Consider the following 25,318-nt stretch of genomic DNA (forward strand, 5'->3'; position numbering starts at 1 on the left):
TCAATGTGTTGCAAACTGGTGCTAAAAAAAATAACAAAAGCAAACTAATAAAAAAGGCTAGGGGATATGTTCCGCGGCGCTAACGCAATCAATCTAGATGTAAAAGGCAGGGTGGCGATACCAACAAGGTATCGACAGTTGTTGCTGGATGATTGTCAGGGACAACTAGTTTGCACTATCGATACACAGCAAAGCTGTCTGCTACTTTACCCACTCCCTGAATGGGAAGAGATTGAACTTAAACTTAGTAAACTTTCTAGCATGATACCTCAAGAGCGCCGCTTGCAGCGACTGCTTTTAGGATATGCAATGGAAGGTGAAATGGATAAGAATGGTCGCTTTTTATTATCTGCACCGCTTCGTCAACACGCCAACCTAGAAAAAGAAATCATGTTAGTTGGTCAACTCAATCGTTTTGAAGTTTGGGATGCCAAAGTTTGGCAACAACAAGTTCATCAAGATATTGAAACCGAAAAAGGCGGCGAATTTGAATTAACCGAGCGTTTGCAGGACTTCTCACTTTGATAACTAAGGATGAATCATCTCAAACTCTTCATCGCTCAGTGTTACTAGATGAGTCTATTGAAGGGTTAGATATAAAGCCAGATGGCATCTATATGGATGCGACTTTTGGGCGCGGTGGACATACCGAAAAAGTGTTACAGAAACTGTCGGATTCGGGACGCTTAATCGCATTAGATAGAGACCCGTATGCAATTGAAGCGGCTAAACGGTTTGCCAATGATCAGCGTTTCAGTATCGAGCATGTTGCTTTCTCGAATATTGAAGAAGTCGCTAAGAAACATGACGTGTTTGGCAAAGTGGACGGTATTTTAATGGATCTTGGCGTGTCGTCTCCGCAACTAGATGATGCGCAACGTGGTTTTAGTTTTATGCGCGAAGGTCCGTTAGATATGCGCATGGATACCAGCAAAGGTATGAGTGCAGCACAGTGGCTTGCCAAAGCCGAAGAAGATGACATAACCCAAGTCATAAAGGAATTTGGCGAAGAAAAATTTGGAAAGCGTATTGCTCATGCAATCGTAAATAGCCGTGATGAGTTTCCATTGGAAACAACCTTGCAATTGGCAAAGTTGGTAGATGAAGCGGTTCCAGTTAAAGATAAATTTAAGCATCCAGCCACACGTACGTTTCAGGCTATTCGTATTTACATTAATAGCGAATTAGACGAAGTACGTGATGGGCTTAAAAGTGCATTAGAGTGCCTTTCTTCTGGTGGACGACTGGCGGTAATCAGCTTCCATTCGTTAGAAGATCGTTTGGTAAAACGTTTTATGCGCGAACAAAGCCGTGGCATGCAGGTGCCAGCTCGAATGGCGATTACGCAGGCGGAAATAGATGCCACTCGAGCAATGAAATTAATTGGTAAGGCGATTAAGCCAAGCGACTATGAAATTAAGGCAAATGCCAGGTCGCGAAGTTCGGTGTTAAGGGTGGCTCAGAAGCTATGACGGAAACCAGGACCAACTTCAATTTGGTCAATTTAATCTTCGCCGAACTAGCCCGTCATCCGATACGGGTTTTGTTGTTTTTAATGGTATTGATAAGTGCGTTCGCTGTGATCATGAGCGCACACCATAATCGACAGATGTCGATAGCGTTAGAACAGTTGATGCAAGACCAAGATCAACTAGATATTCAGTGGCGTCACTTGATTTTAGAACAAGGTGCGTTGACTGATCATAATCGCATTGAAGTTGCCATGAAAAAGCAACTGAATATGCATAGACCGAATCCGGAAAATGAAGTTGTGGTGCGCTTGAAATGAAGACCGCTAAGACTAAACAAGCTAAGAAAAACATTGCTCCAAGTTCGGTGCAATGGCGTTTCGCAGTGGTTGTTGCTGCGATTCTTGGCGTGTTTGTCGTACTGACGGTCCGTGCCGCATATATTCAAGTCATTAATCCTGATCAACTCATTCAAGAAGGCGATAGCCGCACTCTTCGAGTCCGTAATAATGAAGTCTATCGTGGATTAATTACCGATAGAAACGGTGAACAATTGGCAGTTAGTGTTCCTGCGAAAGCGGTTTGGGCGCATCCGCCAACGGTAACCGATCCTGAAAAAGGTGCGTTGGCAGATACACGCCGGTGGCAGGCGTTAGCCGAAGTGCTCGGACAAGACGTTGACGATTTAATTAGAAAAGCTACTAATCAAAGTAGCAAATTTGTGTATTTGCAACGTCAAGTCTCCCCAGCAATGGCAACATTTGTGCAAAAGTTGAATATTCCCGGGGTTTATTTGGTTAATGAGTCAAGACGCTTTTATCCAGCAGGTGAGGCATCAGCGCATGTGGTTGGCTTTACCAACGTTGATGATCAAGGGATTGAAGGGATTGAAATGTTATATGACAAGCTGCTGTCAGCAACCCCTGACTCCAGAACGATACGCCGCGATGCGAAAGGTCGCCAAGTAGAAATCCTCGATCAAGAAAAAGGCAAGGAGCCGCAGGATATTCAATTAACCATTGATCAACGCATTCAAGCATTAGCTTATAGAGAACTAAAGTCAGCCGTGCATTTTTATCGGGCAACCTCTGGTTCTGTTGTGGTTGCCGACGTGAATACTGGTGAAATATTGGCGATGGTAAATAGTCCTTCATTTAATCCCAATAATCGTAAAGGCGTATCTGCGCGGAAAATTCGAAACAGAGCTATTACCGATAGCTTTGAGCCAGGCTCGTCAGTTAAGCCCTTAGCGGTATTGAGTGCATTGGAGTTTGGTTCTGCTGATACTAAGACCGTGATCGATACGGCACCAGGATGGCGTCGCCTTGGGGGCAGTATTGTTCGTGATTCCAGAAACTATGGCAAATTAACCTTGCAAGGCATCATTCAAAAATCCAGCAATATTGGTACCTCCAAATTGGCATTGTCAGTGCCCAAAGAATTTTTGCTGGATACCTATTACAACATGGGATTAATGAGTGATACAGGTACCAACCTAATTGGTGAACAAGGCGGATTATTTAACGAGCAACGCATTTGGTCAGAATTTGAGTTGTCTACTTTGTCGTTTGGTTACGGCTTATCAGTAACTACCATGCAGTTAGCGCGTATGTATTCAATTTTAGGCAATGGTGGCGTTAAACAACCCTTCAGCATTGTTAAATCGGATGAGCAAAAAATGACTGAGAGAGTCATTAGTGAAGAAAATGCACATCGTGTTTTAACCATGATGGAAAGTGTACTTGAAGATGGCGGTTCTGGACGTAAAGCGCGTGTGCCTGGCTATCGCGTAGCTGGAAAGACAGGTACAAGCCGTAAAGCTATCAAGGGCGGTTACGGTGAACAATACGTGAATATCTTTGCGGGTGTAGCGCCGGTATCAGACCCTCAGTTAGCCGTGGTTGTATTAATCAACGAGCCAAAAGGTGATTTATATTATGGCGGCGATACAGCTGCGCCAGTGTTCAGTACTATTATGGCAAACACATTACAATTATTGAATGTGCCACCTGATGCTAAAAACGTTTCCTCTATTGCCGCTGGAGGAGAGCGATAATGAACGCTGTACTAGAAACTAGAAACATTAAATCTATCTTGGCGAAGTTTCAAATCGAAGCGCCAGAACTGCAAGTGAATGAGCTTGTGCTGGATAGCCGAGAAGTAGCTGTTCACAGTGTTTTTGTGGCAATTAAAGGACATCAATTAGATGGTCGCGATTTTATTCCTCAAGCGATTAGCTTAGGTGCAAAATTAGTTCTACAAGAAGTTGAAGAACAACAACAGCACGGCGCGATCGAAATGCGTGAGCAGACTATTTTGATTTCGTTTTTCCAGCTGGGTCAAAAATTGTCGCTGCTAGCGGCCGAGTTTTATGGTTCACCCGCTGAAAAGTTAGATGTGATTGCTGTAACTGGTACCAACGGCAAGACCTCAGTGGTTCAGCTAATTAGCCAGCTTCGTTTCTTATCTGGTGACATTACTGCATCAATTGGGACGCTTGGTGCTGGAATATACAATGTAGACAATAGCGGCTTAGAAAAAACGTTGAACACCACACCTGATGCCTGTCAGGTGCAAAAATTATTAGCCAAATATGTACAACATGGTGCGAAGCAGGTGGCACTGGAAGCCTCATCGCACGCTTTAGTTCAAGGCCGAATCCAAGGGCTCAAAACCGACATCGCGGTGTTTACTAATTTAACCCGTGATCATTTGGATTACCACGGTGATATGGCGGAATATGCGCGCGCAAAACGCTTGTTGTTGAATCAGCCAGAACTAAAAGACTTAATTTTAAATGCAGATGATGCAGAAACTGAAAACTGGATTAAGGCCGCGTCAAATACGCAAACCATCACCGTGTTTTCGACGCAGTTAGATAGAACGCAAGTATCGTCAAAACATCAGTACTGTTTAGCCACAAACATTCAATATGATGCAAATGGATTGTCATTTGAGTTGCAGTCTTCTTGGGGCGATGCAGCTATAAAATGTGGGTTGTTAGGCAAATTCAATGTGTCGAACTTGTTGGCTGCATTAGCCAGCTTGTTGGTATTGCAGCGTCCGCTCAAAACGTTAGCTGTGTTATGTGAACAATTAAAACCGGTTGCTGGACGCATGGAGTTATTTAAACACCCGACCGCTGGCAATCTAATTGTCGATTTTGCGCACACGCCAGATGCTTTAGAGCAAGCTTTAAAATCAGCTCGTGTGCATTGCGAAAAACAACTTATTTGTGTGTTTGGTTGCGGTGGTGACAGAGATAAAGGCAAACGACCTCTTATGGGCAGAGCGGCGCAACAGTTTAGTGATCAAATTATTATCACTTCTGACAATAGTCGTTCTGAATCTGAGAATGCAATTGTGTCAGATATTCTCACCGGTATTTCGGACAATAGTCGTATCAAAATTGAAACGGACCGTAAAAAAGCGATTCAACTGGCGATAGCACAAAGTCAATCTGGTGACTTGATTGTCGTTGCTGGTAAAGGTCATGAAACCGAACAAATAATAGGTCAGCAAAGTCTGGCATACGATGAACGAAATTATGTTAACACTCTGTGTTTGGGGAAATTGCAATGATTGAAGTGTCTCTTGAATGGATAGCACAACAAACAGGCGGAACATTGCTTGGCGATAATAAACTTATTACAGGTGTAAGCACAGACACCCGAACCTTGGGACAAGGTGATGTCTTCATTGCATTAGTGGGCCCCAACTTTGATGGTCATAAATTTGTTGATGTGGCAGCAAGTAATGGTGCAACAGCATTGATAGTGTCGCAAAAAGTCAAAACCGATTTGCCTTGTATCTTAGTAGAAGACACCAAGTTAGCGCTAGGTGAGTTCGGTGCGGCAATCAAACAAAAAGTAGCGCCTAAAACGGTCGGGATTACAGGTAGTAGTGGAAAAACGACCGTCAAAGAAATGGTTGCAGCAATCTTATCGCGTATTGGCAATGTGTTGGCTACTAAAGGCAACTTTAACAATGATATTGGTGTTCCTTTAACGCTACTTAGATTAGAACAAAATCATGATTTCGCGGTAATTGAAATGGGCGCTAATCATTTGGGGGAAATTGCTTATACCACCAATTTAGTCAAGCCTGATGTGGCGACGATTGTGAATGCTGCTGCTGCGCACTTGGAAGGTTTTGGTAGTTTATTGGGTGTGGCACGGGCGAAAAGTGAAATCTTTAAAGGTTTAGGCAACGATGGTACGGCCATCATCAATCGAGATAGCCAGTTCCACCAATTTTGGGATGGAAAATTAAAGCATTTAAAAGTTCAAAGCTTTTCAGTTGAACAGCCAACCGACTTTTATGCTCAAGACGTTACGCTTGGATTAGATGGTTGTGCACAGTTTTTACTTTGCACTCCCAAAGGCAATATCCATTTAACGCTGGCACTTCCCGGTGTACACAATGTAGCCAATGCACTGGTGGCAGCGGCTTTGGCGATCAACGTTGGCGCAGGTTTAGAAGACGTGAAATTTGGGCTACAAAATATGCGTCAAGTAAGTGGTCGATTACAAGTCAAACAGCTAACCAACCAAGTCAAAATACTCGATGACACCTATAACGCTAACGTAGCATCAGTAAATGCAGCGATTGATTTGCTCAGTAGTTTTAGTGGCCAACGCCTTTTGATCTTGGGCGATATGGGCGAGTTAGGTGAAAAAGCTCGCTACTACCATGAATTAGTTGGTCAACATGCGAAACAAAAAGGCATCGACAATGTCTTTACACTCGGTGTGTTAAGTCAATCGGCGAGTGATGAATTTGGTGGTAAGCATTTTAGTGATATCAATTTGTTGGTTGAACACGTGAGTAACATTTTATCTGGTGAACAACGTGACATTACCATTTTAGTTAAAGGGTCTAGAAGTGCTCGAATGGAGCGTGTCGTAAAAGCTTTGGAGGACTCTCCTGTGGGAAAGTTTGAACGCATTAGGGAGCGTATCGCATGCTAATTTGGTTAGCTGAGTGGTTGCAGCAATATGATTCGGGTTTCAACGTATTCTCGTATCTAACGCTACGCGCAATTCTCAGTACACTAACGGCATTGTTAATGGCGGTGTTGATTGGGCCTGCCATGATCCGATGGTTGCAAACGATGCAAATAGGACAAACTGTGCGTGATGACGGCCCACAAAGTCACCTGTCAAAATCAGGTACTCCGACCATGGGCGGATTACTTATTTTGGCAGCGATCCTTACTAGTGCCTTATTGTGGGCAGATTTGAGTAATCGGTATGTGTGGGTCGTGCTATTCATTGTCGTAGGCTACGGTCTGATTGGTTTTATCGATGATTATCGCAAAGTTATTCGTAAAGATCCGAAAGGTCTAATCGCCAAGTGGAAGTACTTTTGGCAATCCATTATAGCAATTGCTGTTGCCGTTTATTTATATGCCAATAGTCAAGATCCTGCTGAGACAGCGTTATTAGTCCCGTTTTTTAAAGAAGTCATGCCGCAATTAGGCATGTTTTTCATGGTGGTTGTTTACTTTACCGTTGTCGGTACAAGTAACGCGGTAAACTTAACGGATGGCTTAGACGGATTGGCGATTGTACCAACTATTTTAGTCGCGGGTGCGCTAGCGATTTTTGCTTACACCACAGGGAACATTAACTTTTCTGCATACCTTAATATTCCGTATATTCCTGATACCAGTGAACTCGTCATTGTATGTACTGCCATTGTTGGAGCTGGATTAGGTTTTCTATGGTTTAACACTTATCCAGCTCAAGTATTTATGGGCGATGTGGGTTCATTAGCCTTGGGGGGAACCTTGGGCATAATGGCCGTTCTGGTGCGTCAGGAAATCGTGCTAATTATCATGGGTGGGGTATTTGTGATTGAAACCTTGTCGGTGATATTACAGGTCGGTTCGTTTAAATTGCGCGGCAAGCGAATTTTTAGAATGGCGCCCATTCATCATCATTTTGAGTTAAAAGGTTGGCCAGAACCACGTGTAATCGTGCGTTTTTGGATTATTTCTTTGATTTTAGTGCTAATTGGCTTAGCCACATTGAAGTTGAGGTAAATAGGTATCATGCAAACCCCTGATTTAAAAAACATGCAAGTAGTTGTGGTCGGCTTAGGATTGACCGGCAAGTCTTGCGTGAAATTTTTACAGGAGCAGGGGGCAAAAGTCATTGGCATGGACCGTAATCCAGTGGAGATGCCAGAAGACGTAAAAACGTTCAGCGGTAAATTCAAACAAAAGCCGTTGTTGAAAGCCGATCTCGTGGTGTTAAGTCCAGGTATCGATCCAAACCTTACCGAAATTCAAAACGCTATCGAAGCGGGTGTTGAAGTGATTGGTGATGTCGAGCTTTTTGCTCGTTTCAATCAGATTCCAGTAATTGCTATCACAGGTTCAAATGGTAAATCCACAGTAACCTGTTTGGTTAACGAAATGCTTAATTGCGCAGGATTTAAAGCGCAAATGGGTGGGAATATTGGCACGCCTGTATTGGATTTGCTAAAAAGTGACGCCGAATATTTAGTGCTTGAATTATCCAGTTTCCAGTTGGAAAGATTGCAATCTCTAACTCCTGTGTGCGCGACAATTTTAAACGTGAGTGAAGATCATTTAGATCGTCACCGCACGTTCAGTGCTTATGCCGATGCAAAAAAACGCATTTATCACAATGCTAAATACGCGATTGCTAATCGTGATGATGTAAAAACCTGGCCACACGAATATCAGCCACAATACAGTTTCGGATTAAGCAATTCGCCGCTTGGCATTAGTTGGAACGACGCTTCTAGAGAGATTCTTGTTGATGGAGAAGCGTACGTCAGTGAACATCAATGTGCGTTAAAAGGTCTTCACAATGTGCTGAATATTCAGGCCGCAATTGGATGCGTTAGGCCCCTAGGTGTTGGAGCTGAAGCTATCACTCAGGCAGTCGGCCAATTCAAAGGATTAGCGCATCGATTTGAGTTGATAAGCGAACATAATCAAGTACGTTGGATTAATGACTCAAAAGCCACAAACGTTGGCGCGACCATTGCTGCATTGCAAAGTCTTAAGAACAGGGATTCAGGAAAACTGGTTTTGATTGCGGGTGGAGACGGCAAAAATGCCGATTTCACGGAGCTTCAACCTGTGCTACTTAATGACGTTGATTTACTGATTACGTTAGGCAAAGACGGTAGAGAAATCGCCTCTTTAAAACCTGGCAGTATCGAAGTGAAAGACCTCAACGAAGCGGTGAACTTTGCTAATAGCATCGTTGAAAGTGGCGACATTGTGTTGTTGTCACCAGCCTGTGCAAGTTTAGATATGTTTGATAACTATCAACATCGTGGAGATGTATTTAGAAACACGGTTTTGGAGGTCACCCAATGAGTGAAGCCAAAACAGTGAATACACAGCACGATTCATTACTACGTAGAATGTTTTCACAACGACATGATGGAAATCTTGCTAAGAGCACTGCGTTTGACGTCAATTTCATTTTGCTTAGTATCGCTTTAATGGGCATTGGACTGGTCATCGTAACTTCTGCTTCAATGCCTGTGGCGGCGCGTCTATTTGACGACCCATTCCACTTCGCAATTCGACACGGAATATACCTGTGCTTAGCCTGCGTTGCAGCCTGTATTGTTTTACAAATTCCCATGCAGTGGTGGCGAGTAAGTAATCCATGGTTACTATTGGCGGCGGTTGTGTTGTTAATCATGGTGCTATTTGTTGGACGCACAGTGAACGGTAGTCGTCGATGGTTAGCGATAGGTCCAATTACCATTCAAGTTGCTGAATTAGCGAAATTATTTTTCTTTTGCTACCTCGCCGGTTACATGGTGCGCAGATACGAAGAAGTGAAAGAAAACTTAAAAGGGTTTATTAAGCCTTTGGTTGTGTTTTTTGTGCTTGCCGTATTGATGTTGTTACAACCCGATTTAGGCACTGTTGTTGTGATGTTCGCAACGACGCTTGGCTTGTTGTTTTTGGCCGGCGCGAAATTATGGCAATTTTTTGGGTTAGTTCTCACGGGGTTATCCGCTATTACTGCGTTGATTTTAACAGCAGATTATCGCATGGACCGCATGAGTTCCTTCTTAAAGCCTTGGGAAGATCCCTTTGGTGCGGGTTATCAGTTAACTCAATCGCTAATGGCCTATGGACGCGGAGATTGGTTTGGTCAGGGGTTAGGCAATAGCTTACAAAAACTTGAATTTTTACCTGAGGCTCACACCGATTTTATTGTCGCTATTTTAGCTGAAGAGTTCGGCTTCATGGGCGTTGCATCCGTATTGGTTCTGTTGTTTATTCTGGTTTTTAAAGCCTTAAAACTTGGCAACTTAGCGTTATCCGCACAACGTCCTTTTGACGGCTATTTAGCTTACGCAATTGGCATATGGTTCAGTTTTCAGACTGCGGTGAATGTAGGCGCTAGTGCAGGTGTCCTACCTACTAAAGGATTGACATTACCCTTGGTAAGTTACGGCGGCTCTAGCCTCATAGTGATGGCTGTATCTGTAGCGATTTTGATTCGAATTGATTTTGAGATTCGTGTAGATGGCGTTCAGGCCATGAGCAAGGGCTCGAAAAAGAAGACTGTTAAAGGCAAGTCGAAAGTGAAGCAACTACTGGCTGAAGTTGGCCAAAAAAATGCGGAGGTCGTGAGCGAATGAATGACATGACCAAAACCATTTTAATCATGGCAGGTGGTACTGGTGGGCACGTGTTCCCAGGGATTGCCGTTGCTAAGGAATTAGAGTTACGTAATTGGCGGATTCATTGGCTTGGCACTGCGCAAAGAATGGAAGCTGATATTGTGCCTAAAGCTGGATTTCAGATCAGTTTTATTGATGTAGCAGGCGTGCGTGGCAATGGTGTCATTCGCTTGCTAAAAGCACCAATACAGATTGTACGCGCAGTTATGCAGGCTATGCAGGTGATCAAAGAAACCAAACCGGACGTGGTTTTAGGCATGGGCGGGTTCGCCAGCGGTCCTGGAGGCATTGCAGCATGGTTGCGTGGCGTGCCACTGGTTGTGCATGAACAGAATGCGCTACCTGGTTTCACCAATAAAGTGTTAGCCAAAATAGCTAGTCGCGTACTCACTGGATTTAATCAAGCGTTTGGTAAACAACCCGAAGGCAAGTATAGCTGGGTAGGAAACCCGGTACGTAATGACTTTGTAAACTTACCCGCGAAACAAGTGTCAGATGAAAAATGCAAAGTGTTGATTGTGGGCGGCTCATTAGGGGCTAGTGCCTTAAATACGCATGTACCGCCAGCATTGGCGAACGTTGACAATATCGAAGTACGACATCAATCCGGCAAAGGTCATGCGCAAGCCGTTACAGATGTATATCAGCAGCAGTGGCCGGATGCCAGTAATTGGCAAGTGATGGAGTTTATTGATGATATGGCGCAAGCCTATGCATGGGCCGATGTGGTGATCTGCCGCGCTGGCGCATTGACTGTAGCCGAAGTGGCGATGGTTGGTGTTGCCGCTATTTTTGTTCCTTTGCCGCATGCTGTCGATGATCATCAAACCTTTAACGCAAAGGCATTAGTTGACCATCATGCAGCTATTTTATTACCTCAACCTCAATTAGAAGAAGGTGGTTTGAAAGTTATTATTCAACAACTAGTAGATGATGCGCAGAGTCGCATAACTATGGGTCAAAAAGCTAATTCATTAGCAAAACCAAACGCGACTAAAACGGTTAGTGACATTTGCGAAACACTGAGAGGGCGAGCAGTATGATTAAGCCTGAATTTGCAAATTATCGTGTTCCAGAAATGCGCCGCATTAAGCAGATCCATTTTATCGGAATTGGCGGAGCAGGCATGGGCGGAATCGCCGAAGTATTGCTAAACGAGGGATATGCAATCTCAGGTTCGGACCAGCAAAATAACGGCATGACATTACGCTTGCAAAACAAAGGCGCTAGTGTCTTCATCGGTCATCGCCAAGAAAATATTGAAAATGCAAATGTGGTCGTTGTTTCAAGCGCAATTGATCATACTAACCCAGAAATTATTGCTGCCAAAGAAGCCCGCGTGCCTGTAATTCGTCGAGCAGAAATGCTTGCTGAGTTGATGCGCTTCCGGCACGGAATTGCAGTTGCAGGTACTCATGGAAAAACGACAACAACGAGTTTGCTTGCGACAATTTTTGCACAAGCTGATTTAGATCCAACATTTGTTATTGGAGGTTTGTTAAATAGTGCCGGTACTAACGCCAAGTTAGGTAATAGTCGTTATTTAATTGCTGAGGCAGATGAAAGCGATGCATCGTTTGTACATCTGCAACCAATGGTATCGATAGTGACGAATATCGAACCAGATCATATGGATACCTACGAAGGTGACTTCCAACGTATGCAGGACACCTACTTGGACTTTTTGCACAACTTGCCGTTTTACGGACTTGCGGTTATGTGCATTGATGATCCTGTGATCCAAACTTTACTGCCTAGAGTTGGGCGTAAAGTCATGACTTACGGTATTAAAGAGCAAGCTGATGTGCGCGCAACTAACATCGAAATGGGCTTTAATCAAAGTCGCTTTACTGCTGTTCGCTGCGGTCACTCAGACATACAAATAACCCTAAATATAGCTGGTACACATAATATTTTGAACGCCTTAGCTGCGATTGCCGTCGCCACCGATGAAGGGGTTGAAGATCAAGCCATTATCGATGCGTTAGGTGCGTTTGGCGGTATCGGCCGTCGTTTTGAACAACTTGGTAGTTTTGATACCGGAGATGGCGAAGTCATTTTGGTAGATGACTATGGGCATCACCCAACAGAAGTGGCTGCGACTATAGCTGTTGCGCGCAATAACTGGCCAGACAAACGACTCGTTATGGCATATCAGCCACACCGCTATACACGTACTCGGGATTTGTATGAAGATTTTGTACGCGTGTTGTCACAAGTCGATATTTTATTGCTTTTAGAAGTGTATTCAGCCGGTGAATCGCCTATTGAAGGCGCTGATAGTAAAGCCTTGTGTCGATCTATTCGACAACGCGGACAAATTGAACCTATCTATGTGGCCAGCAAAGATGAGTTACCCAAATTATTAGCGGAAGCATTGCAAGATCAAGATGTACTTATGACCCAGGGTGCAGGCAACATTGGTCAAATTGCCAAGTATCTGCAATCTATTGAATTGAGCAAAGAAAAAATGAATGTAGGGCCTGCCTAATGAGCACGGGATTGAACATTGATGTGAAACAGTTTGGAAAAGTTGCCGTGTTGTGCGGTGGCCATTCTGCCGAACGTGAAGTATCTCTGCGTTCCGGTAATGCTGTATTAAAAGCGTTGTTAAGTGCGGGAGTAGACGCGCATGCATTTGATCCATCTGAACATGCCATAACTCAACTGATTGAGCTCGGATTTGCACGAGTGTTAATTATGTTACACGGTCGAGGTGGTGAAGATGGCAGTATGCAAGGTGCACTGCAAGTACTCAATTTACCCTATACCGGTAGCGGAGTTTTGGGCTCAGCGTTGGCGATGGATAAGATTAAAACCAAGCAAATATGGCAAACCTTAGGTCTGCCCACAGCAAATTATCAAATTGCTGAGAAAAGTAGCTTTGAAGCAGGATCTTGCAGGGTTATAATGCACGAGTTGGGGGACACAGTCATGGTTAAGCCTGCGCAGGAAGGTTCCAGCATAGGTATGACCAAGGTGACAAACGCTACACAATTAGAAACTGCCATTCAAGATGCGTTTAAATACGATAATACGGTCTTGTTGGAGCGGTTCATTCATGGTCCAGAATACACAGTTAGTATTTTGAATGGTAAAGCTTTGCCATCTATTCGTATGTCCACCCCGCATACTTTTTACGATTACAACGCAAAATATCACTCAAACACGACAGAATATTTTTGTCCCAGCGGTTTATCTATTGAAGATGAAAATAAGCTTGGCGCGTTAGCCCTTGAAGCCTTTACTGCTGTGGATGGAAGTGGCTGGGGAAGAGTCGATTTTATGCGCGATCAGAGTGGTCAGTTTTATTTGCTTGAGGCGAATACTGTACCCGGCATGACTGAAAAGAGTTTAGTACCAATGGCTGCAAAGCAGGCCGGTATGAGTTTTGAACAATTGGTGTTAGCTATATTACAAACCGCGGATGGTGACTAATGCAGCAACTAACCGACAAAAGCCAATCACAATTCCACTATCAAGTGGCAGGTATGGTGTTTTTGGCGGTTGTATTGTTAAGCCTAATTTATGCAATTTGGTGGTTAAGTGATTGGTTAGAGGATGCGCAAAGAGCACCAATAAACCAAGTTATTGTCAGTGGTAATCGAGTCAATATTAAAGATGAGGTGATTGAACAGACGATTCGTTCTAATCACCCAGAGAGTTTTTTTGAGTTAGATGTAGATAGATTACACCGTGAAATTGAAGCGTTACCTTGGGTTTATCGCGCATCTGTACGTAAGCGTTGGCCGAACAGCTTGAATATCCATGTTGTGGAAGAGATTGCCAGTGCAAGGTGGAATAGTGATTCGTTGCTAAATCAGTATGGCGATATGTTTGAGGCGCAGCTACCAGAAGAGGTACTGCCGAATTTGTTTGGTCCTGGTGGGAGTGAGCAAACTGCATTGAATGGGTATCGCGACATGCAAACCTTGTTAAATGCGACCAGTTTAAGCATTGACGAGTTGTACTTAAGTGAACGTTTTGCGTGGAATTTACGCCTTAATAATGGCATTCGTTTAAATTTAGGACGATCAGAGTTTGTGAATAGGCTGCAGCGATTTGTGGATGTCTATCCCTTGCTTAAAAAGCAAAATAAACAAGTTAATTATATCGATTTGCGTTATGACACCGGCCTAGCTGTAGGATGGAAAGACGCATCAACAAATGAACAAGAGAGTTAGTAAAGGTGGGTAGCAAATTATATGTCTAAGGTGGCAGAAAGAAATCTAATCGTTGGCTTAGACATGGGCACAAGTAAAGTGAAAGCCGTAGTAGGAGAGATCCTCGATGACGGTGACATTAGCATTGTTGGTGTTGGTACTCATTCCGCCAAAGGTATGGACAAAGGCGGAGTCAATGACCTGAATTTACTTGTGCAGTCGGTGCAACGTGCAGTCGGTGAAATGGAATTAATGGCAGATTGTCGAGTGTCGTCGGTATTTATGTCGATATCTGGACGTCATGTTAAATGCCAAAACGAAAGTGGCATGGTACCCATTAATAATCAGGAAGTGACTCAAGACGACGTCGACAATGTAGTACATGCTGCGCGCTCAGTTCCAATTGCACTGGAGCGTCGTTTACTACATGTACTACCACAGGAATATACCATTGACGTACAAGAGGGGATTAAAAACCCAATTGGTATGTCTGGTGTAAGAATGGAAGCCAGAGCGCACATCATAACCTGTGCTGATGACATGGCTAAAAACTTGGTGAAATGTGTGGAGCGTTGTGAACTTAATGCTGATCAGATGATATTTTCTGCACTAGCGTCAAGTTATGCGGTATTAACAGATGATGAAAAAGAGTTAGGTGTTTGTGTTGTCGATATCGGCGGGGGAACTATCGACATGGTGGTGTATACCGATGGAGCAATTCGTCATACCGCGGTTATTCCCGTCGCTGGGAATCAGATCACCAGCGATATCGCTAAGATATTTAGAACACCGATAAACCATGCAGAAGAAATTAAGATCAACTATGCCTGCGCTTTGCGTGACATGGTGAGCATGGAAGAACAAATACAAGTACCTAGTGTAGGTGGACGTCCGGCTAGAATGATGTCCAGACATACACTAGCAGAGGTCATCGAACCTCGTTATCAGGAACTATTTGAATTGATCCATGAAGAGATCAAATCCAGTGGATTGGAAGAGCAAATTGCTGCAGGCATCGTGTTAACAGGTGGCTCAGCCAAAATGGAAGGTGCAGTAGAATTTGCAGAAGAATTATTCCAAATGCCAGTTCGCGTTGGAGAACCGATTGGCATGAAGGGGTTATCTGAATACGTAGAAGATGCGAGTTTCGCAACCGCAGTAGGATTATTGCAATACGGCAAAGAATCCATGCAAGCGAAGTCAACGCATAAAGCCGGATCTACAGAAGGATTATGGCATCGTATTCAAAGTTGGTTTAAGGGGGAATTCTGAGGATGGAAAAATCTCGGGATCTTAAAAAATTGAATGTGGGCTTACGAGTTACACATTCTATCGCGCAAAAATCGGAGAAAAAATAATGTTTGAATTAATGGATAGTCACAGCGAAGAAGCTGTCATAAAAGTCATCGGCGTTGGCGGCGGCGGTGGAAATGCAATCGAGCACATGGTTGCACAAAGTATCGAAGGTGTAGAGTTTATTGCAGTAAATACCGACGCACAGGTATTACGTAGTTCGTCTGCAAACTTAACCTTGCAAATCGGTTCTGGCGTAACGAAAGGTTTAGGTGCCGGTGCTAACCCTAATATCGGTCGTCAAGCGGCTGAAGAAGATCGTGAAAACATCCGTCAAAGTCTGGAAGGGGCTGACATGGTGTTTATCACAGCCGGCATGGGTGGTGGTACTGGAACAGGTGCTGCGCCTGAAGTCGCTAAAATTGCTAAAGAGCTTGGTATCTTGACCGTGGCGGTTGTCACTAAACCGTTTCCTTTTGAAGGTAAAAAGCGTACTGAGTTTGCTGATCAAGGCATTGAAGAGTTATCTAAATATGTTGACTCGTTGATTACTATTCCCAATGAAAAATTGTTGAAAGTGATGGGGCGTGGAACGCCGCTACTTAAAGCGTTTAGTGAAGCAAATGATGTATTGCGTGGTGCGGTACAAGGTATTGCTGAGCTGATTACCCGCCCAGGTTTGATTAACGTTGACTTTGCAGACGTCAAAACTGTGATGTCAGAAATGGGAACTGCAATGATGGGTAGCGGTTCAGCTAGCGGTGAAGACCGTGCTGAAGAAGCATCTGAAGCAGCCATTGCTTGTCCGTTATTGGAAGATATCGACTTATCTGGAGCTCGCGGTATTTTGGTTAACATTACCGCTGGTCCTGACTTTGCAATTGATGAATTTGAAACTGTCGGTAATGCGGTTAAAGCGTTTGCCTCTGAAAATGCTACCGTGGTTGTTGGTACCGTAATAGACATGGATATGAGTGATGAATTACGCGTTACTGTTGTTGCCACCGGAATTGGTGCTGAGCGTAAGCCTGATATTTCACTAGTAAGCAGCCAAGGCTCTCGTGTTTCAGCAGAAGCCAAGCAATTCAAATTGCAGCCAGAAAGCAGTGATCGTGTAGGCAATACTGCTACTGATATGAATAAAGCGATTGCTACAGAAGAAAAAGCAGAAGCAAATACGGATTATGAGTATTTAGATATACCTGCATTCTTACGTAAGCAAGCAGACTAAACACCGTTTGGAATGAATTTTCCGCTAGTTATACGGTCTTAGTAAGTTAGATAACGATAACGTTAGGGGGTTAAAAACGTAACTTTGTACTATACTGATTAGTATTGATATTGAAGGTATCTTATTGATAACCATGAAATTAATGGTGATGTGATAGATACATATTGAGATACGAGCAAGCAAAATCGGTTCCATGTTACAGTTTTTTGACATTGGACCTGTTGGTCAGTATAATGTGCGCCCGTTTTTAACCGATAGTGTTTTTTTGGATAGGCAAACTGTTAGATGATTAAGCAACGCACAATAAAACATGCTGTGCAAGAAACAGGGATAGGTCTGCACAAAGGTGAAAAGGTCACCATGACTCTCCGGCCTGCGCCGGCGAATACAGGTATTGTATTTCGCCGCATAGACCTTGAGCCTCACGTAGATATTCCTGCCAAAGCAAATGCAGTGGGTGATACTGTGCTGTGTACGTGTCTAAGCAATGCTGACGGTGTATCTATCTTTACAGTTGAGCATTTATCTTCAGCGTTAGCTGGATTGGGCATCGATAATATTATTGTTGAAGTGAACAGTAATGAGTTGCCGATTATGGATGGAAGCGCGAGTCCGTTCATTTTCTTATTACAATCAGCTGGTATTGAAGAGCTAAATGCCCCTAAACGTTTTATTCGTATAACCAAGTCTGTGCGTGTTGAAGATGGTGACAAGTGGGCTGAGTTTCATCCTTACGACGGATTCAGAGTTGATTTTAAAATCGATTTCGAACATCCAGTAATCAGTCAGACTCGTCAACATGTGATTATGGATTTTGATGCATCCTCATACGTCGACCAAGTAAGTCGTGCTAGAACCTTTGGTTTTATGCGTGATTTAGAATACATGAATGCCAACAATTTAGCCCTTGGTGGTAGCATGGAAAATGCGGTTGCACTAGATGAATATCGCGTACTTAATCCAGAAGGATTGCGTTATCAGGACGAATTTTTAAAACATAAAATTCTTGACGCTGTAGGTGATTTATATCTAGGTGCGCACAGTATCGTAGGTGAATTGAGAGCCTATAAGTCTGGACACGGATTAAATAACAAGTTGCTTAATGCTATGTTAAATGATCAGTCCTGTTGGGAATATGTAACGTACGAAAACCAAGATGAAGTCCCCATTCATTTTGCTTCAGCAGTTTTAGCGAACTAACTAAGAAACAGTAAAATGCCGCATTAGCGGCATTTTTTCGTTTAGCATCTTGCTAAAAGCACTAAGTACAACGCATAAATACCTTGATAACTTTATGTTGTGCAAGGTATTGTTCGGGGTTGCAGAATACAATATAAAAATATCGGCCAAGTTACGTCAAAATTTGCCGATAGAGTTGTATGAAAAGTAATCAGTTTGGTTGGATTCAGATACCTATTTCTACTATCAAGAAATGCTTAACAGGTTTAGAATCCACCACAAATAAAAAGTATCGAGAAAACCTTACATGAGTTTAACATTACATTATAAAGGTAAATCAACGGAGTTTTCCTTCCAAATCGGAAAACGTCGATTGGTTGCCGGCTTTGTGTTGGTATGTGGATTGGTATTGCTTTCCAGTCGCTCGTCTTATCAAGCTAACGAATCACATGCTCGCATTGAGTATGCTAAAAGTGGATTGGTTCAGCAACAACAAGATGTTTCCGCACTTAAATCAGCTACTCAGCAGCAGTTAGCGGGTATCATGCTTAATTTGGCAGATGTACAAAGTCAAATCCAACGAGTCAATGCCCTAGGCTCACGATTAGTTGAGCAAGCAGGATTGAATCAAGATGAATTCGGATTTCAAGAACTTCCTCAAGCAGGTGGCCCAATCACTGATTCAGTAATTACTATTCAAGGCAATAATGAGTTGCTAGAACGTATAGATTCAATGTTACAAAGTCTAGACAGTAAAACTCAACAACTCGCAGCCCTTGAATCCATCATGATGAATCACCATATAGACGAACAGACCAATTTAGAAGGTCGTCCAATTACATCTGGTTGGTTGTCTTCTTATTATGGTGTTAGAAAAGACCCGTTTAGCGGCTTGCCTACCATGCATAAAGGTTTGGATTTTGCTGGAAAAACCGGTGAACCGGTTGTTGCAACGGGGGCGGGCCTGGTAACTTGGTCGGGTGAACGATATGGTTATGGTAATCTAGTTGAAATTGACCATGGCAATGGTATTGTCACGCGTTATGGTCACAATAAAGCCTTAAGTGTTAAGATCGGAGATGTGGTTACTAAAGGTCAAGAAATAGCACTAATGGGAAGTACCGGACGTTCAACGGGAGCTCATGTGCATTACGAAGTGATTAAAAACGGTAAACAGCTCGATCCTTTGCCATTTGTTTATCGAAAGTAATAAATAACAAAACAATATAAATTTGAAAATCGGCTCCAAACGGAGCCGATTGTTTTATCTCTCTATTAGATTGGAAGCTGTAAATCGATGTTTTCGAGTATATTCAGAAAAATGTTCGGTAGTCGAAATGACCGCCTACTAAAAAAACTTAACAAGCAAGTTGTTGAAATTAATGCCTTAGAGCCTCAATTCGAAGCATTAGATGATGAGCAGCTTAAAGCGAAAACGGCTGAATTTCAGCAACGTATCAAAGACGGTGCTAGCTTAGATGACATTCTAGTCGAAGCATTTGCAGTAGTCAGAGAAGCGAGTAAGCGGGTGTTTTCCATGCGTCATTTTGACGTGCAAATGGTTGGTGGACAGGTCCTGCATCAAGGTAAAATTGCTGAGATGCGTACTGGTGAAGGGAAAACATTAACCTCTACGCTTCCGGCTTATTTAAACGGCCTAACGGGTAAAGGTGTGCATGTTATTACGGTTAATGACTACCTCGCTAAACGTGATGCTGATTGGAGTCGACCTTTATTTGAATTCCTCGGGCTAACAGTGGGTTGCAACGTGCCTGGTATGACACACGCCGAGAAAAAAGAAGCTTATGCCGCAGACATTACTTACGGTACAAATAATGAATTTGGATTTGATTACTTACGCGACAACATGGCGTTTAGTCCTAAAGACCGTGTACAAAAAAGATTATATTTTGCCGTCATTGATGAAGTCGATTCAATCCTAATAGATGAAGCCAGAACGCCACTTATTATTTCTGGTCAAGCAGAAGATAGCTCTGAACTTTACCGTCAAATCAATTTAATTATCCCTGAGTTGGTGCAACAGGAAGATGAAGATAAGGAAGGCGATGAAGCGGGTCGTGAAGGTGAAGGTGACTACACCATCGATGAGAAAGGCAAACAAATTCACCTTACTGAACGCGGTCAAGTGCACGTAGAAGAAATTCTGCAACGCAATGGTATTTTACCTGAAGAAGAGTCCTTATTTGCAGCGTCTAATATATCCTTATTACATCACGTAAATGCAGCACTTAGAGCACATAAACTGTTTAGTAAAGATGTGGATTATATTGTTAACGGTGACGAAATTGTCATCGTTGACGAGCACACCGGTAGAACTATGGAAGGCCGTCGTTGGTCAGAAGGTTTACACCAGGCTGTAGAAGCAAAAGAAGGTGTGAAAATTCAAAACGAAAACCAAACGCTAGCTTCGATTACTTTCCAAAACTACTTCCGTTTGTACGAAAAACTAGCGGGTATGACAGGAACGGCAGATACTGAAGCCTTTGAGTTTAATCATATCTATAGTTTAGAAACTGTAGTTATCCCAACCAATAAACCAATGCTTCGTGATGACAAAGCTGATTTGATTTATTTGACCGCTGAAGAAAAATACGAAGCCATAGTTGAAGATATAAAAGAGTGCGTTAAACGTGGTCAACCTACACTAGTAGGTACAGTTTCGATTGAAAACTCTGAGCTACTTTCTCGCATTCTTAAAAAAGCCAAGATTCCCCACGAAGTATTGAACGCTAAGCAACATTTGCGTGAAGCGGATATCGTTGCGCAGGCTGGACGTCCGGGTGCGGTTACGATTGCTACCAACATGGCTGGTCGCGGAACTGACATAGTCTTAGGTGGTAATTGGCAGTCAGAAGTTGCCAAAATCAACGATCCAAAACCTGAAAAAGTGGCAAAGATCAAAGAGCAGTGGGAAATAGACCACAAGAAAGTACTGGAAGCGGGTGGCTTACATATTATTGGTACAGAGCGGCATGAATCGCGTCGTATCGACAATCAGCTACGAGGACGTTCTGGTCGTCAAGGTGATCCAGGTTCCTCACGTTTTTATCTATCTTTAGAAGATGCCTTGATGCGTATTTTTGCATCTGAAAAAATGGGTAATATGATGAAGCGTTTGGGAATGGAACGAGGCGAAGCAATTGAGCATCCATGGGTTACTCGTGCTATAGAAAATGCGCAGCGCAAAGTTGAAGGTCGAAACTTCGACATGCGTAAACAACTTCTTGAATACGATGATGTGGCTAACGATCAGCGAAAAGTGATTTACGAACAGCGCAATGAATTGTTAGATGAAGGTGAAATCAGTGAAACCATTGATGCAATCCGTGAAGATGTTGTCACGGGTGTAATTGATGATTATATTCCACCACAATCACTCGAAGAAATGTGGGATGTTGCTGGCCTTGAAGAACGCATAAAAGGCGATTTTCTATTAGAGCTTCCTATTCAAAAGTGGTTGGATGAAGACGACAAACTATTTGAAGAAAAGCTTCGTGAACGTATTCATGACGGTGTGAAAGCTGCCTATAAAGAGAAAGAAGAAACTGTGGGTCCAGAGGTAATGCGTCAGTTTGAAAAAGCTGTGATGCTACAGAATTTGGATAGCTCGTGGAAAGAACATTTGGCTGCGATGGACCACTTACGTCAAGGTATTCACTTGCGCGGTTATGCTCAGAAAAACCCGAAACAAGAATATAAAAGAGAGTCCTTCCAACTGTTTTCTGAAATGTTGGAAAACCTCAAAGTGGAAGTGATTAGTATTCTTAGCAAGGTTCGAGTAAAAGCGGAATCAGATGTTGAAGCAGTAGAAGAGCAACGTCGTCAAGCTGATGAAGTGGCAAAGAGCTACGATCATGATTCACCTAATGAGCCAGAACAACAAGCCGGTACAGGCCCTAAAACTACCGTGCGTGAAGGGGCAAAAGTAGGCCGAAATGATCCTTGTCCTTGTGGATCTGGTAAAAAATACAAACAATGTCACGGCAAGCTTAGCTAAATTGACATTCAGTTTATAAAAAGGGCATTTTTGCCCTTTTTTTGTGGGAAAACAAAATGAAAATTATAGACGTAGCCGTTGGTGTCATTAAACGCGATAATCAAATCTTTATCAGCAAACGTGCTGATGAATTACATCAAGGTGGCCTTTGGGAATTTCCCGGAGGAAAGGTAGAGCAACAGGAAACAGTCGAACAAGCAACAGCCCGAGAATTGCTTGAGGAGATAGGTATTAAAGTACTTGAGCAATCGGAGTTTATGTTAATTGAGCACGATTATGGCGATAAACAAGTGCGCTTACACATTCAGCTTATCGATAAATTTCTCAATGAGCCTAGCGGTAAAGAAGGTCAACGTACTCAATGGGTCGCTATAGAAAATCTACATTTGTTAGCTTTTCCAGCAGCGAATAAAGCCATTATTGAGAAGCTCGAATCCGTTTTTTAAGGGCTAAAGCATAATCTTTTTGCTTAATAACTTCAGCCAGTTCCTGATTAATTGAGCGAATTAAAATGATTAAATCTCTATGTTGCCGAGAGTTATTTTTCAATAACTGATCTATTTGAGAAAGTGTCGTCAAACAACACTCTTTCACATCACGGTTATAATTTTTGCCAAGAAACTCAACTAACTGTGCTGTGTCATTGCCTCTGGCGCTGTAGGGTTGGTTCTTAGCTTCTTCAATCTGTTCTCGCAATTCTGCGGTTTTATCAACCGCCAGAATTAGCAGTGATTTGGCATTTTCCACTAATGCAGGATCTAGTTGTTCGATAAAATTTTCCAATTCAGTTAATTTAGTATCAGAATAATTATTGATATTGTTCTTAGCATAAATATCACGGGCAGCTCGTACATTTTGATTCGCGAGAATAATGGAATCTAGGTGTGACAATGGGGCTGATTTTACGTCTTGGGTTAACAATACAGCGGCTTTATCGAGTGGCACTTGAGCTTGATTAATCGTGGCTTCTCTAAACAACATGGTATCGGTTTTTGCAGGTTCTGGTTGGCACCCTTGCAATATCATTAATGTGCCAGTTAGCAGCATAAGGTTAACGCGAATGGTTCTAATCACTATACAGCCTTAAAGTGAATTCAGAGTGTTTTGCTAAGTATAAAGCCAATGGAGATGGCATTAATATAACTAACGGGTAATTTTCAGCAGAATAATACACATTAGAGCTATGGGGTTGCGCTATTATTTAGCGCTTACCGTAGGCCATATCTTAGCTGGAATACTGTGTATAGGTTGATTAGCCGAGCATACTTTATTACGTCCGCCATTTTTAGCTTTGTACAAAGCTTCATCAGCTTGAGCAATAATGAGGTTTAAACTACTTTTTTGATTGTCAGTACAATTGCCAAAACTTGCCGTTATCTTAATAACTTTTTTATCCACCTCAAAAATATGTTTCGCAATCGCCGCTCTTGTCCGTTCTGCAATGAGTTGGGTAATCGTCTTATTTGCGGCAGGAAGTAAAATGACAAACTCTTCGCCCCCCCATCTCGCAACAACGTCATTATCACGCAGTTGCTGTTGTAAAATTTTCGCCACTTCACATAAAACGAAATCGCCTGCACTATGTCCGTAAGTGTCATTGACGCTTTTAAAGTGATCAATATCGACAATGATGATGCTATTGTTTTTCCCTTTTTTGGCCACTTTATCGTATTGCCAAAACAATTGAGCTCGGTTAGGTAATTGAGTTAAAGGATCATTTTGGTGACGTCTTGCAAATTCTCCTTGTAGTGATCTGATCACTAAGTACACGATTAATATCCCTGTGAATATTGCAATCGTAACTATTATCGTTTGCGCTATGAATTTTTCGGTCGCGGCAGCTTGTCGAGTTTTCAGTGGATTAACCAAGAACATTTTCCAATTAAGCGAATCTAAATTAGCCTGTGCAATCAAAACATCCTCGTTTTCCACCTCGACTAGATAATTTTTAAGCTGACTATTATTTTTTTGCTGAGCAGAAAATGCCGAATACCAAGCAAGTTGCTCTAATCGCATTATGCGTTTTCCGTCTGCATTAAAACGATCATCAGAAGACAGCACAATGTTGTTATTGTGATCTACAAAAATAAAGTCGTAGCCAAATTGCTTTTTGAAATTATCAAACGCTTCCATAAAGCTGGTGAGCTTTCTGTTAACACCAACAAATCCTAAAAATGTTCCTTCTGCATTGTAAATTTTGACATCAAAATAAATTCGGATATCGTCTCTTTTACCTAACATGCCGACGATTTCGAGATCATTGTTCTTAGCATTGAAATACCATTCTACTCTGTCTAATTCAAGTGATAGCGTAGAGCCATCTGAATTGTATTGAGTACGATTTAGCTCGCTGGCGACAAAAAACTCCATATCAAACTCTTGAGAAATTTCGCTTAACTTTTTTTGAATTGCTTCTTGATCAATATCTGAAGAATTCATCTGAGTTTTTATGCTTGAAGAGCGTGCAATAGTTTCGGCAATATAAAGGGGTTTTAAGATTTCCTGAGACAATAATCCAAAGGCAGGTGTGAGGCTTTCTTGTTCCAATAAACTGTGTGTTTCGACTGCTTTAAAAAGTGAAATGATTGCACTTAAAGCAATAGCAAATACTAACGCAATTACGGCGACTACAAATTTGTTTTTGATATATCTTCGCCATGCTTGCAACATACAAAAAGCCTTTGAAAAAATAATTTTAGACTCTACTTTTATGAGGCTACAAACACTATTAAACTTTAGTATAAATTCTGAGCAGATGTAGCGGCTGAAAACCTCTGTATGAAATTGGCACTCAGGTTAATTTCTATCGCTTGGCAACTCTTTGTAGCAACTATTACGCTAAGTTGCGCTTTTTTATCTGGTAAATGGTATTATAACGATACTGCGTCCTTAGATAAGATGAATGTTGAAGCAATAAATTCACTCGAAGTCGTTTCACTTACTCTATGGTTACCCTTAAATTTCAGTGAAAATTTATACTAAGAAGACTATGGCAAAATCCAACATTTCTAAACTACTGGATAAACATGACAACCTAATTCATTCAGAAATGATGAAAGTGGTTTCCCATGTGCAACGAAAAGAAGATGACTGGATTGTGAATACAGTTATGGTAGAAGGATACGATGTCCCCTTTAAATTTCGTCGCAAAAAAGCATATAAAAACCTAAATGGTTGTCAGGTTAATCTCACTTACTACCCTATTGTTGAGACAGTGGCAGGTATTGAATTTGAGGCAATGAAAGTCGTTCGAATTAAAGTGGCTTAGGAACTC

The 25,318-nt window shown here is 42.4% G+C and carries 22 protein-coding genes; 20 read left to right on the plus strand and 2 right to left on the minus strand.

What is annotated here, in order from left to right; translation table 11 throughout:
• The first annotated feature begins 66 nt into the window (after positions 1 to 66).
• The 19 genes from mraZ to mutT all read left to right on the plus strand — a co-directional run bounded on the left by mraZ (position 67) and on the right by mutT (position 22,490).
• Complete coding sequence (gene mraZ, locus GLIP_RS14375; protein WP_008845383.1) at positions 67 to 525, plus strand: division/cell wall cluster transcriptional repressor MraZ; 459 nt, start codon at positions 67 to 69, stop codon at positions 523 to 525.
• The gene (gene rsmH / locus GLIP_RS14380; RefSeq protein WP_008845384.1) at positions 522 to 1,472 is read left to right on the plus strand and encodes a 16S rRNA (cytosine(1402)-N(4))-methyltransferase RsmH; all 951 of its coding nucleotides are present in this window, start codon (positions 522 to 524) and stop codon (positions 1,470 to 1,472) included. Before mraZ ends, rsmH begins: the two co-directional genes overlap by 4 nt.
• On the plus strand, positions 1,469 to 1,789 hold the full coding sequence (gene ftsL / locus GLIP_RS14385) for a cell division protein FtsL (RefSeq protein WP_040523070.1): 321 nt from the start codon (positions 1,469 to 1,471) through the stop codon (positions 1,787 to 1,789). Before rsmH ends, ftsL begins: the two co-directional genes overlap by 4 nt.
• Positions 1,786 to 3,525 carry a peptidoglycan glycosyltransferase FtsI gene (locus GLIP_RS14390; RefSeq protein ID WP_008845386.1) on the plus strand — a complete coding sequence of 580 codons (1,740 nt, stop codon included), beginning with the start codon at positions 1,786 to 1,788 and terminating at the stop codon, positions 3,523 to 3,525. Before ftsL ends, GLIP_RS14390 begins: the two co-directional genes overlap by 4 nt.
• On the plus strand, positions 3,525 to 5,051 hold the full coding sequence (gene murE, locus GLIP_RS14395; RefSeq protein ID WP_008845387.1) for a UDP-N-acetylmuramoyl-L-alanyl-D-glutamate--2,6-diaminopimelate ligase: 1,527 nt from the start codon (positions 3,525 to 3,527) through the stop codon (positions 5,049 to 5,051). The genes GLIP_RS14390 and murE overlap by 1 nt, the downstream gene beginning before the upstream one ends.
• Complete coding sequence (locus tag GLIP_RS14400; RefSeq protein ID WP_008845388.1) at positions 5,048 to 6,439, plus strand: UDP-N-acetylmuramoyl-tripeptide--D-alanyl-D-alanine ligase; 1,392 nt, start codon at positions 5,048 to 5,050, stop codon at positions 6,437 to 6,439. Before murE ends, GLIP_RS14400 begins: the two co-directional genes overlap by 4 nt.
• Complete coding sequence (mraY, locus tag GLIP_RS14405; RefSeq protein WP_008845389.1) at positions 6,433 to 7,515, plus strand: phospho-N-acetylmuramoyl-pentapeptide-transferase; 1,083 nt, start codon at positions 6,433 to 6,435, stop codon at positions 7,513 to 7,515. The genes GLIP_RS14400 and mraY overlap by 7 nt, the downstream gene beginning before the upstream one ends.
• A gap of 9 nt (positions 7,516 to 7,524) precedes the next feature.
• The gene (gene murD, locus GLIP_RS14410) at positions 7,525 to 8,829 is read left to right on the plus strand and encodes a UDP-N-acetylmuramoyl-L-alanine--D-glutamate ligase (RefSeq protein ID WP_008845390.1); all 1,305 of its coding nucleotides are present in this window, start codon (positions 7,525 to 7,527) and stop codon (positions 8,827 to 8,829) included.
• Entirely contained in the window at positions 8,826 to 10,118 is a 1,293-nt protein-coding gene (gene ftsW, locus GLIP_RS14415; protein WP_008845391.1) for a cell division protein FtsW, read from the plus strand. The genes murD and ftsW overlap by 4 nt, the downstream gene beginning before the upstream one ends.
• Before the next feature lie 5 nt (positions 10,119 to 10,123).
• A complete protein-coding gene (gene murG, locus GLIP_RS14420; RefSeq protein ID WP_040523137.1) occupies positions 10,124 to 11,203 on the plus strand; it encodes an undecaprenyldiphospho-muramoylpentapeptide beta-N-acetylglucosaminyltransferase in 1,080 nt (359 codons plus the stop codon).
• The gene (gene murC, locus GLIP_RS14425) at positions 11,200 to 12,651 is read left to right on the plus strand and encodes a UDP-N-acetylmuramate--L-alanine ligase (RefSeq protein WP_008845393.1); all 1,452 of its coding nucleotides are present in this window, start codon (positions 11,200 to 11,202) and stop codon (positions 12,649 to 12,651) included. Before murG ends, murC begins: the two co-directional genes overlap by 4 nt.
• On the plus strand, positions 12,651 to 13,598 hold the full coding sequence (locus GLIP_RS14430; RefSeq protein ID WP_008845394.1) for a D-alanine--D-alanine ligase: 948 nt from the start codon (positions 12,651 to 12,653) through the stop codon (positions 13,596 to 13,598). Before murC ends, GLIP_RS14430 begins: the two co-directional genes overlap by 1 nt.
• Positions 13,598 to 14,344 carry a cell division protein FtsQ/DivIB gene (locus tag GLIP_RS14435; RefSeq protein WP_008845395.1) on the plus strand — a complete coding sequence of 249 codons (747 nt, stop codon included), beginning with the start codon at positions 13,598 to 13,600 and terminating at the stop codon, positions 14,342 to 14,344. Before GLIP_RS14430 ends, GLIP_RS14435 begins: the two co-directional genes overlap by 1 nt.
• 21 nt (positions 14,345 to 14,365) lie before the next feature.
• Positions 14,366 to 15,595 (plus strand): cell division protein FtsA, encoded by a 1,230-nt coding sequence (gene ftsA, locus GLIP_RS14440; protein ID WP_008845396.1) that lies wholly within the window; start codon positions 14,366 to 14,368, stop codon positions 15,593 to 15,595.
• 85 nt (positions 15,596 to 15,680) lie between these two features.
• Positions 15,681 to 16,847 (plus strand): cell division protein FtsZ, encoded by a 1,167-nt coding sequence (ftsZ, locus tag GLIP_RS14445; RefSeq protein ID WP_008845397.1) that lies wholly within the window; start codon positions 15,681 to 15,683, stop codon positions 16,845 to 16,847.
• A 285-nt stretch (positions 16,848 to 17,132) separates the two neighbouring features.
• The gene (gene lpxC / locus GLIP_RS14450) at positions 17,133 to 18,047 is read left to right on the plus strand and encodes a UDP-3-O-acyl-N-acetylglucosamine deacetylase (RefSeq protein ID WP_008845398.1); all 915 of its coding nucleotides are present in this window, start codon (positions 17,133 to 17,135) and stop codon (positions 18,045 to 18,047) included.
• A 286-nt stretch (positions 18,048 to 18,333) separates the two neighbouring features.
• A complete protein-coding gene (locus tag GLIP_RS14455) occupies positions 18,334 to 19,236 on the plus strand; it encodes a M23 family metallopeptidase (RefSeq protein WP_008845399.1) in 903 nt (300 codons plus the stop codon).
• Between the two features lie 87 nt (positions 19,237 to 19,323).
• A complete protein-coding gene (secA, locus tag GLIP_RS14460) occupies positions 19,324 to 22,044 on the plus strand; it encodes a preprotein translocase subunit SecA (RefSeq protein ID WP_008845400.1) in 2,721 nt (906 codons plus the stop codon).
• Positions 22,045 to 22,100: 56 nt separating this feature from the next.
• Positions 22,101 to 22,490, plus strand: a complete 390-nt coding sequence (gene mutT / locus GLIP_RS14465; protein ID WP_008845401.1) for an 8-oxo-dGTP diphosphatase MutT — start codon at positions 22,101 to 22,103, stop codon at positions 22,488 to 22,490.
• On the opposite strand, the gene GLIP_RS14470 is transcribed toward mutT, so the two are convergent.
• Positions 22,462 to 23,118 (minus strand): hypothetical protein, encoded by a 657-nt coding sequence (locus GLIP_RS14470; RefSeq protein WP_008845402.1) that lies wholly within the window; start codon positions 23,116 to 23,118, stop codon positions 22,462 to 22,464. The two genes, mutT and GLIP_RS14470, sit on opposite strands and share 29 nt — an antisense overlap.
• Positions 23,119 to 23,241: 123 nt before the next feature.
• Positions 23,242 to 24,714: a sensor domain-containing diguanylate cyclase gene (locus GLIP_RS14475; RefSeq protein ID WP_008845403.1), complete on the minus strand. Its 1,473-nt coding sequence runs from the start codon at positions 24,712 to 24,714 to the stop codon at positions 23,242 to 23,244.
• A 319-nt stretch (positions 24,715 to 25,033) separates the two neighbouring features.
• Here GLIP_RS14475 and GLIP_RS14485 point away from each other — a divergent pair, with 319 nt between their 5' ends.
• On the plus strand, positions 25,034 to 25,312 hold the full coding sequence (locus GLIP_RS14485) for a hypothetical protein (protein ID WP_008845405.1): 279 nt from the start codon (positions 25,034 to 25,036) through the stop codon (positions 25,310 to 25,312).
• Positions 25,313 to 25,318 lie beyond the last annotated feature (6 nt).

This window comes from Aliiglaciecola lipolytica E3 (assembly GCF_000314975.1).
GTDB lineage: Bacteria > Pseudomonadota > Gammaproteobacteria > Enterobacterales > Alteromonadaceae > Aliiglaciecola > Aliiglaciecola lipolytica.

Coding starts and splice junctions, on each gene's coding strand:
- mraZ (WP_008845383.1), top strand. CDS start 67: ATGTTCCGCGGCGCTAACGCAATCAATCTAGATGTAAAAGGCAGGGTG.
- murC (WP_008845393.1), top strand. CDS start 11,200: ATGATTAAGCCTGAATTTGCAAATTATCGTGTTCCAGAAATGCGCCGC.
- GLIP_RS14455 (WP_008845399.1), top strand. CDS start 18,334: ATGAGTTTAACATTACATTATAAAGGTAAATCAACGGAGTTTTCCTTC.
- secA (WP_008845400.1), top strand. CDS start 19,324: ATGTTTTCGAGTATATTCAGAAAAATGTTCGGTAGTCGAAATGACCGC.
- mraY (WP_008845389.1), top strand. CDS start 6,433: ATGCTAATTTGGTTAGCTGAGTGGTTGCAGCAATATGATTCGGGTTTC.
- lpxC (WP_008845398.1), top strand. CDS start 17,133: ATGATTAAGCAACGCACAATAAAACATGCTGTGCAAGAAACAGGGATA.
- GLIP_RS14485 (WP_008845405.1), top strand. CDS start 25,034: ATGGCAAAATCCAACATTTCTAAACTACTGGATAAACATGACAACCTA.
- murE (WP_008845387.1), top strand. CDS start 3,525: ATGAACGCTGTACTAGAAACTAGAAACATTAAATCTATCTTGGCGAAG.
- GLIP_RS14390 (WP_008845386.1), top strand. CDS start 1,786: ATGAAGACCGCTAAGACTAAACAAGCTAAGAAAAACATTGCTCCAAGT.
- GLIP_RS14430 (WP_008845394.1), top strand. CDS start 12,651: ATGAGCACGGGATTGAACATTGATGTGAAACAGTTTGGAAAAGTTGCC.
- murD (WP_008845390.1), top strand. CDS start 7,525: ATGCAAACCCCTGATTTAAAAAACATGCAAGTAGTTGTGGTCGGCTTA.
- ftsW (WP_008845391.1), top strand. CDS start 8,826: ATGAGTGAAGCCAAAACAGTGAATACACAGCACGATTCATTACTACGT.
- ftsZ (WP_008845397.1), top strand. CDS start 15,681: ATGTTTGAATTAATGGATAGTCACAGCGAAGAAGCTGTCATAAAAGTC.
- ftsA (WP_008845396.1), top strand. CDS start 14,366: ATGTCTAAGGTGGCAGAAAGAAATCTAATCGTTGGCTTAGACATGGGC.
- GLIP_RS14475 (WP_008845403.1), bottom strand. CDS start 24,714: ATGTTGCAAGCATGGCGAAGATATATCAAAAACAAATTTGTAGTCGCC.
- ftsL (WP_040523070.1), top strand. CDS start 1,469: ATGACGGAAACCAGGACCAACTTCAATTTGGTCAATTTAATCTTCGCC.
- murG (WP_040523137.1), top strand. CDS start 10,124: ATGACCAAAACCATTTTAATCATGGCAGGTGGTACTGGTGGGCACGTG.
- GLIP_RS14435 (WP_008845395.1), top strand. CDS start 13,598: ATGCAGCAACTAACCGACAAAAGCCAATCACAATTCCACTATCAAGTG.
- GLIP_RS14400 (WP_008845388.1), top strand. CDS start 5,048: ATGATTGAAGTGTCTCTTGAATGGATAGCACAACAAACAGGCGGAACA.
- mutT (WP_008845401.1), top strand. CDS start 22,101: ATGAAAATTATAGACGTAGCCGTTGGTGTCATTAAACGCGATAATCAA.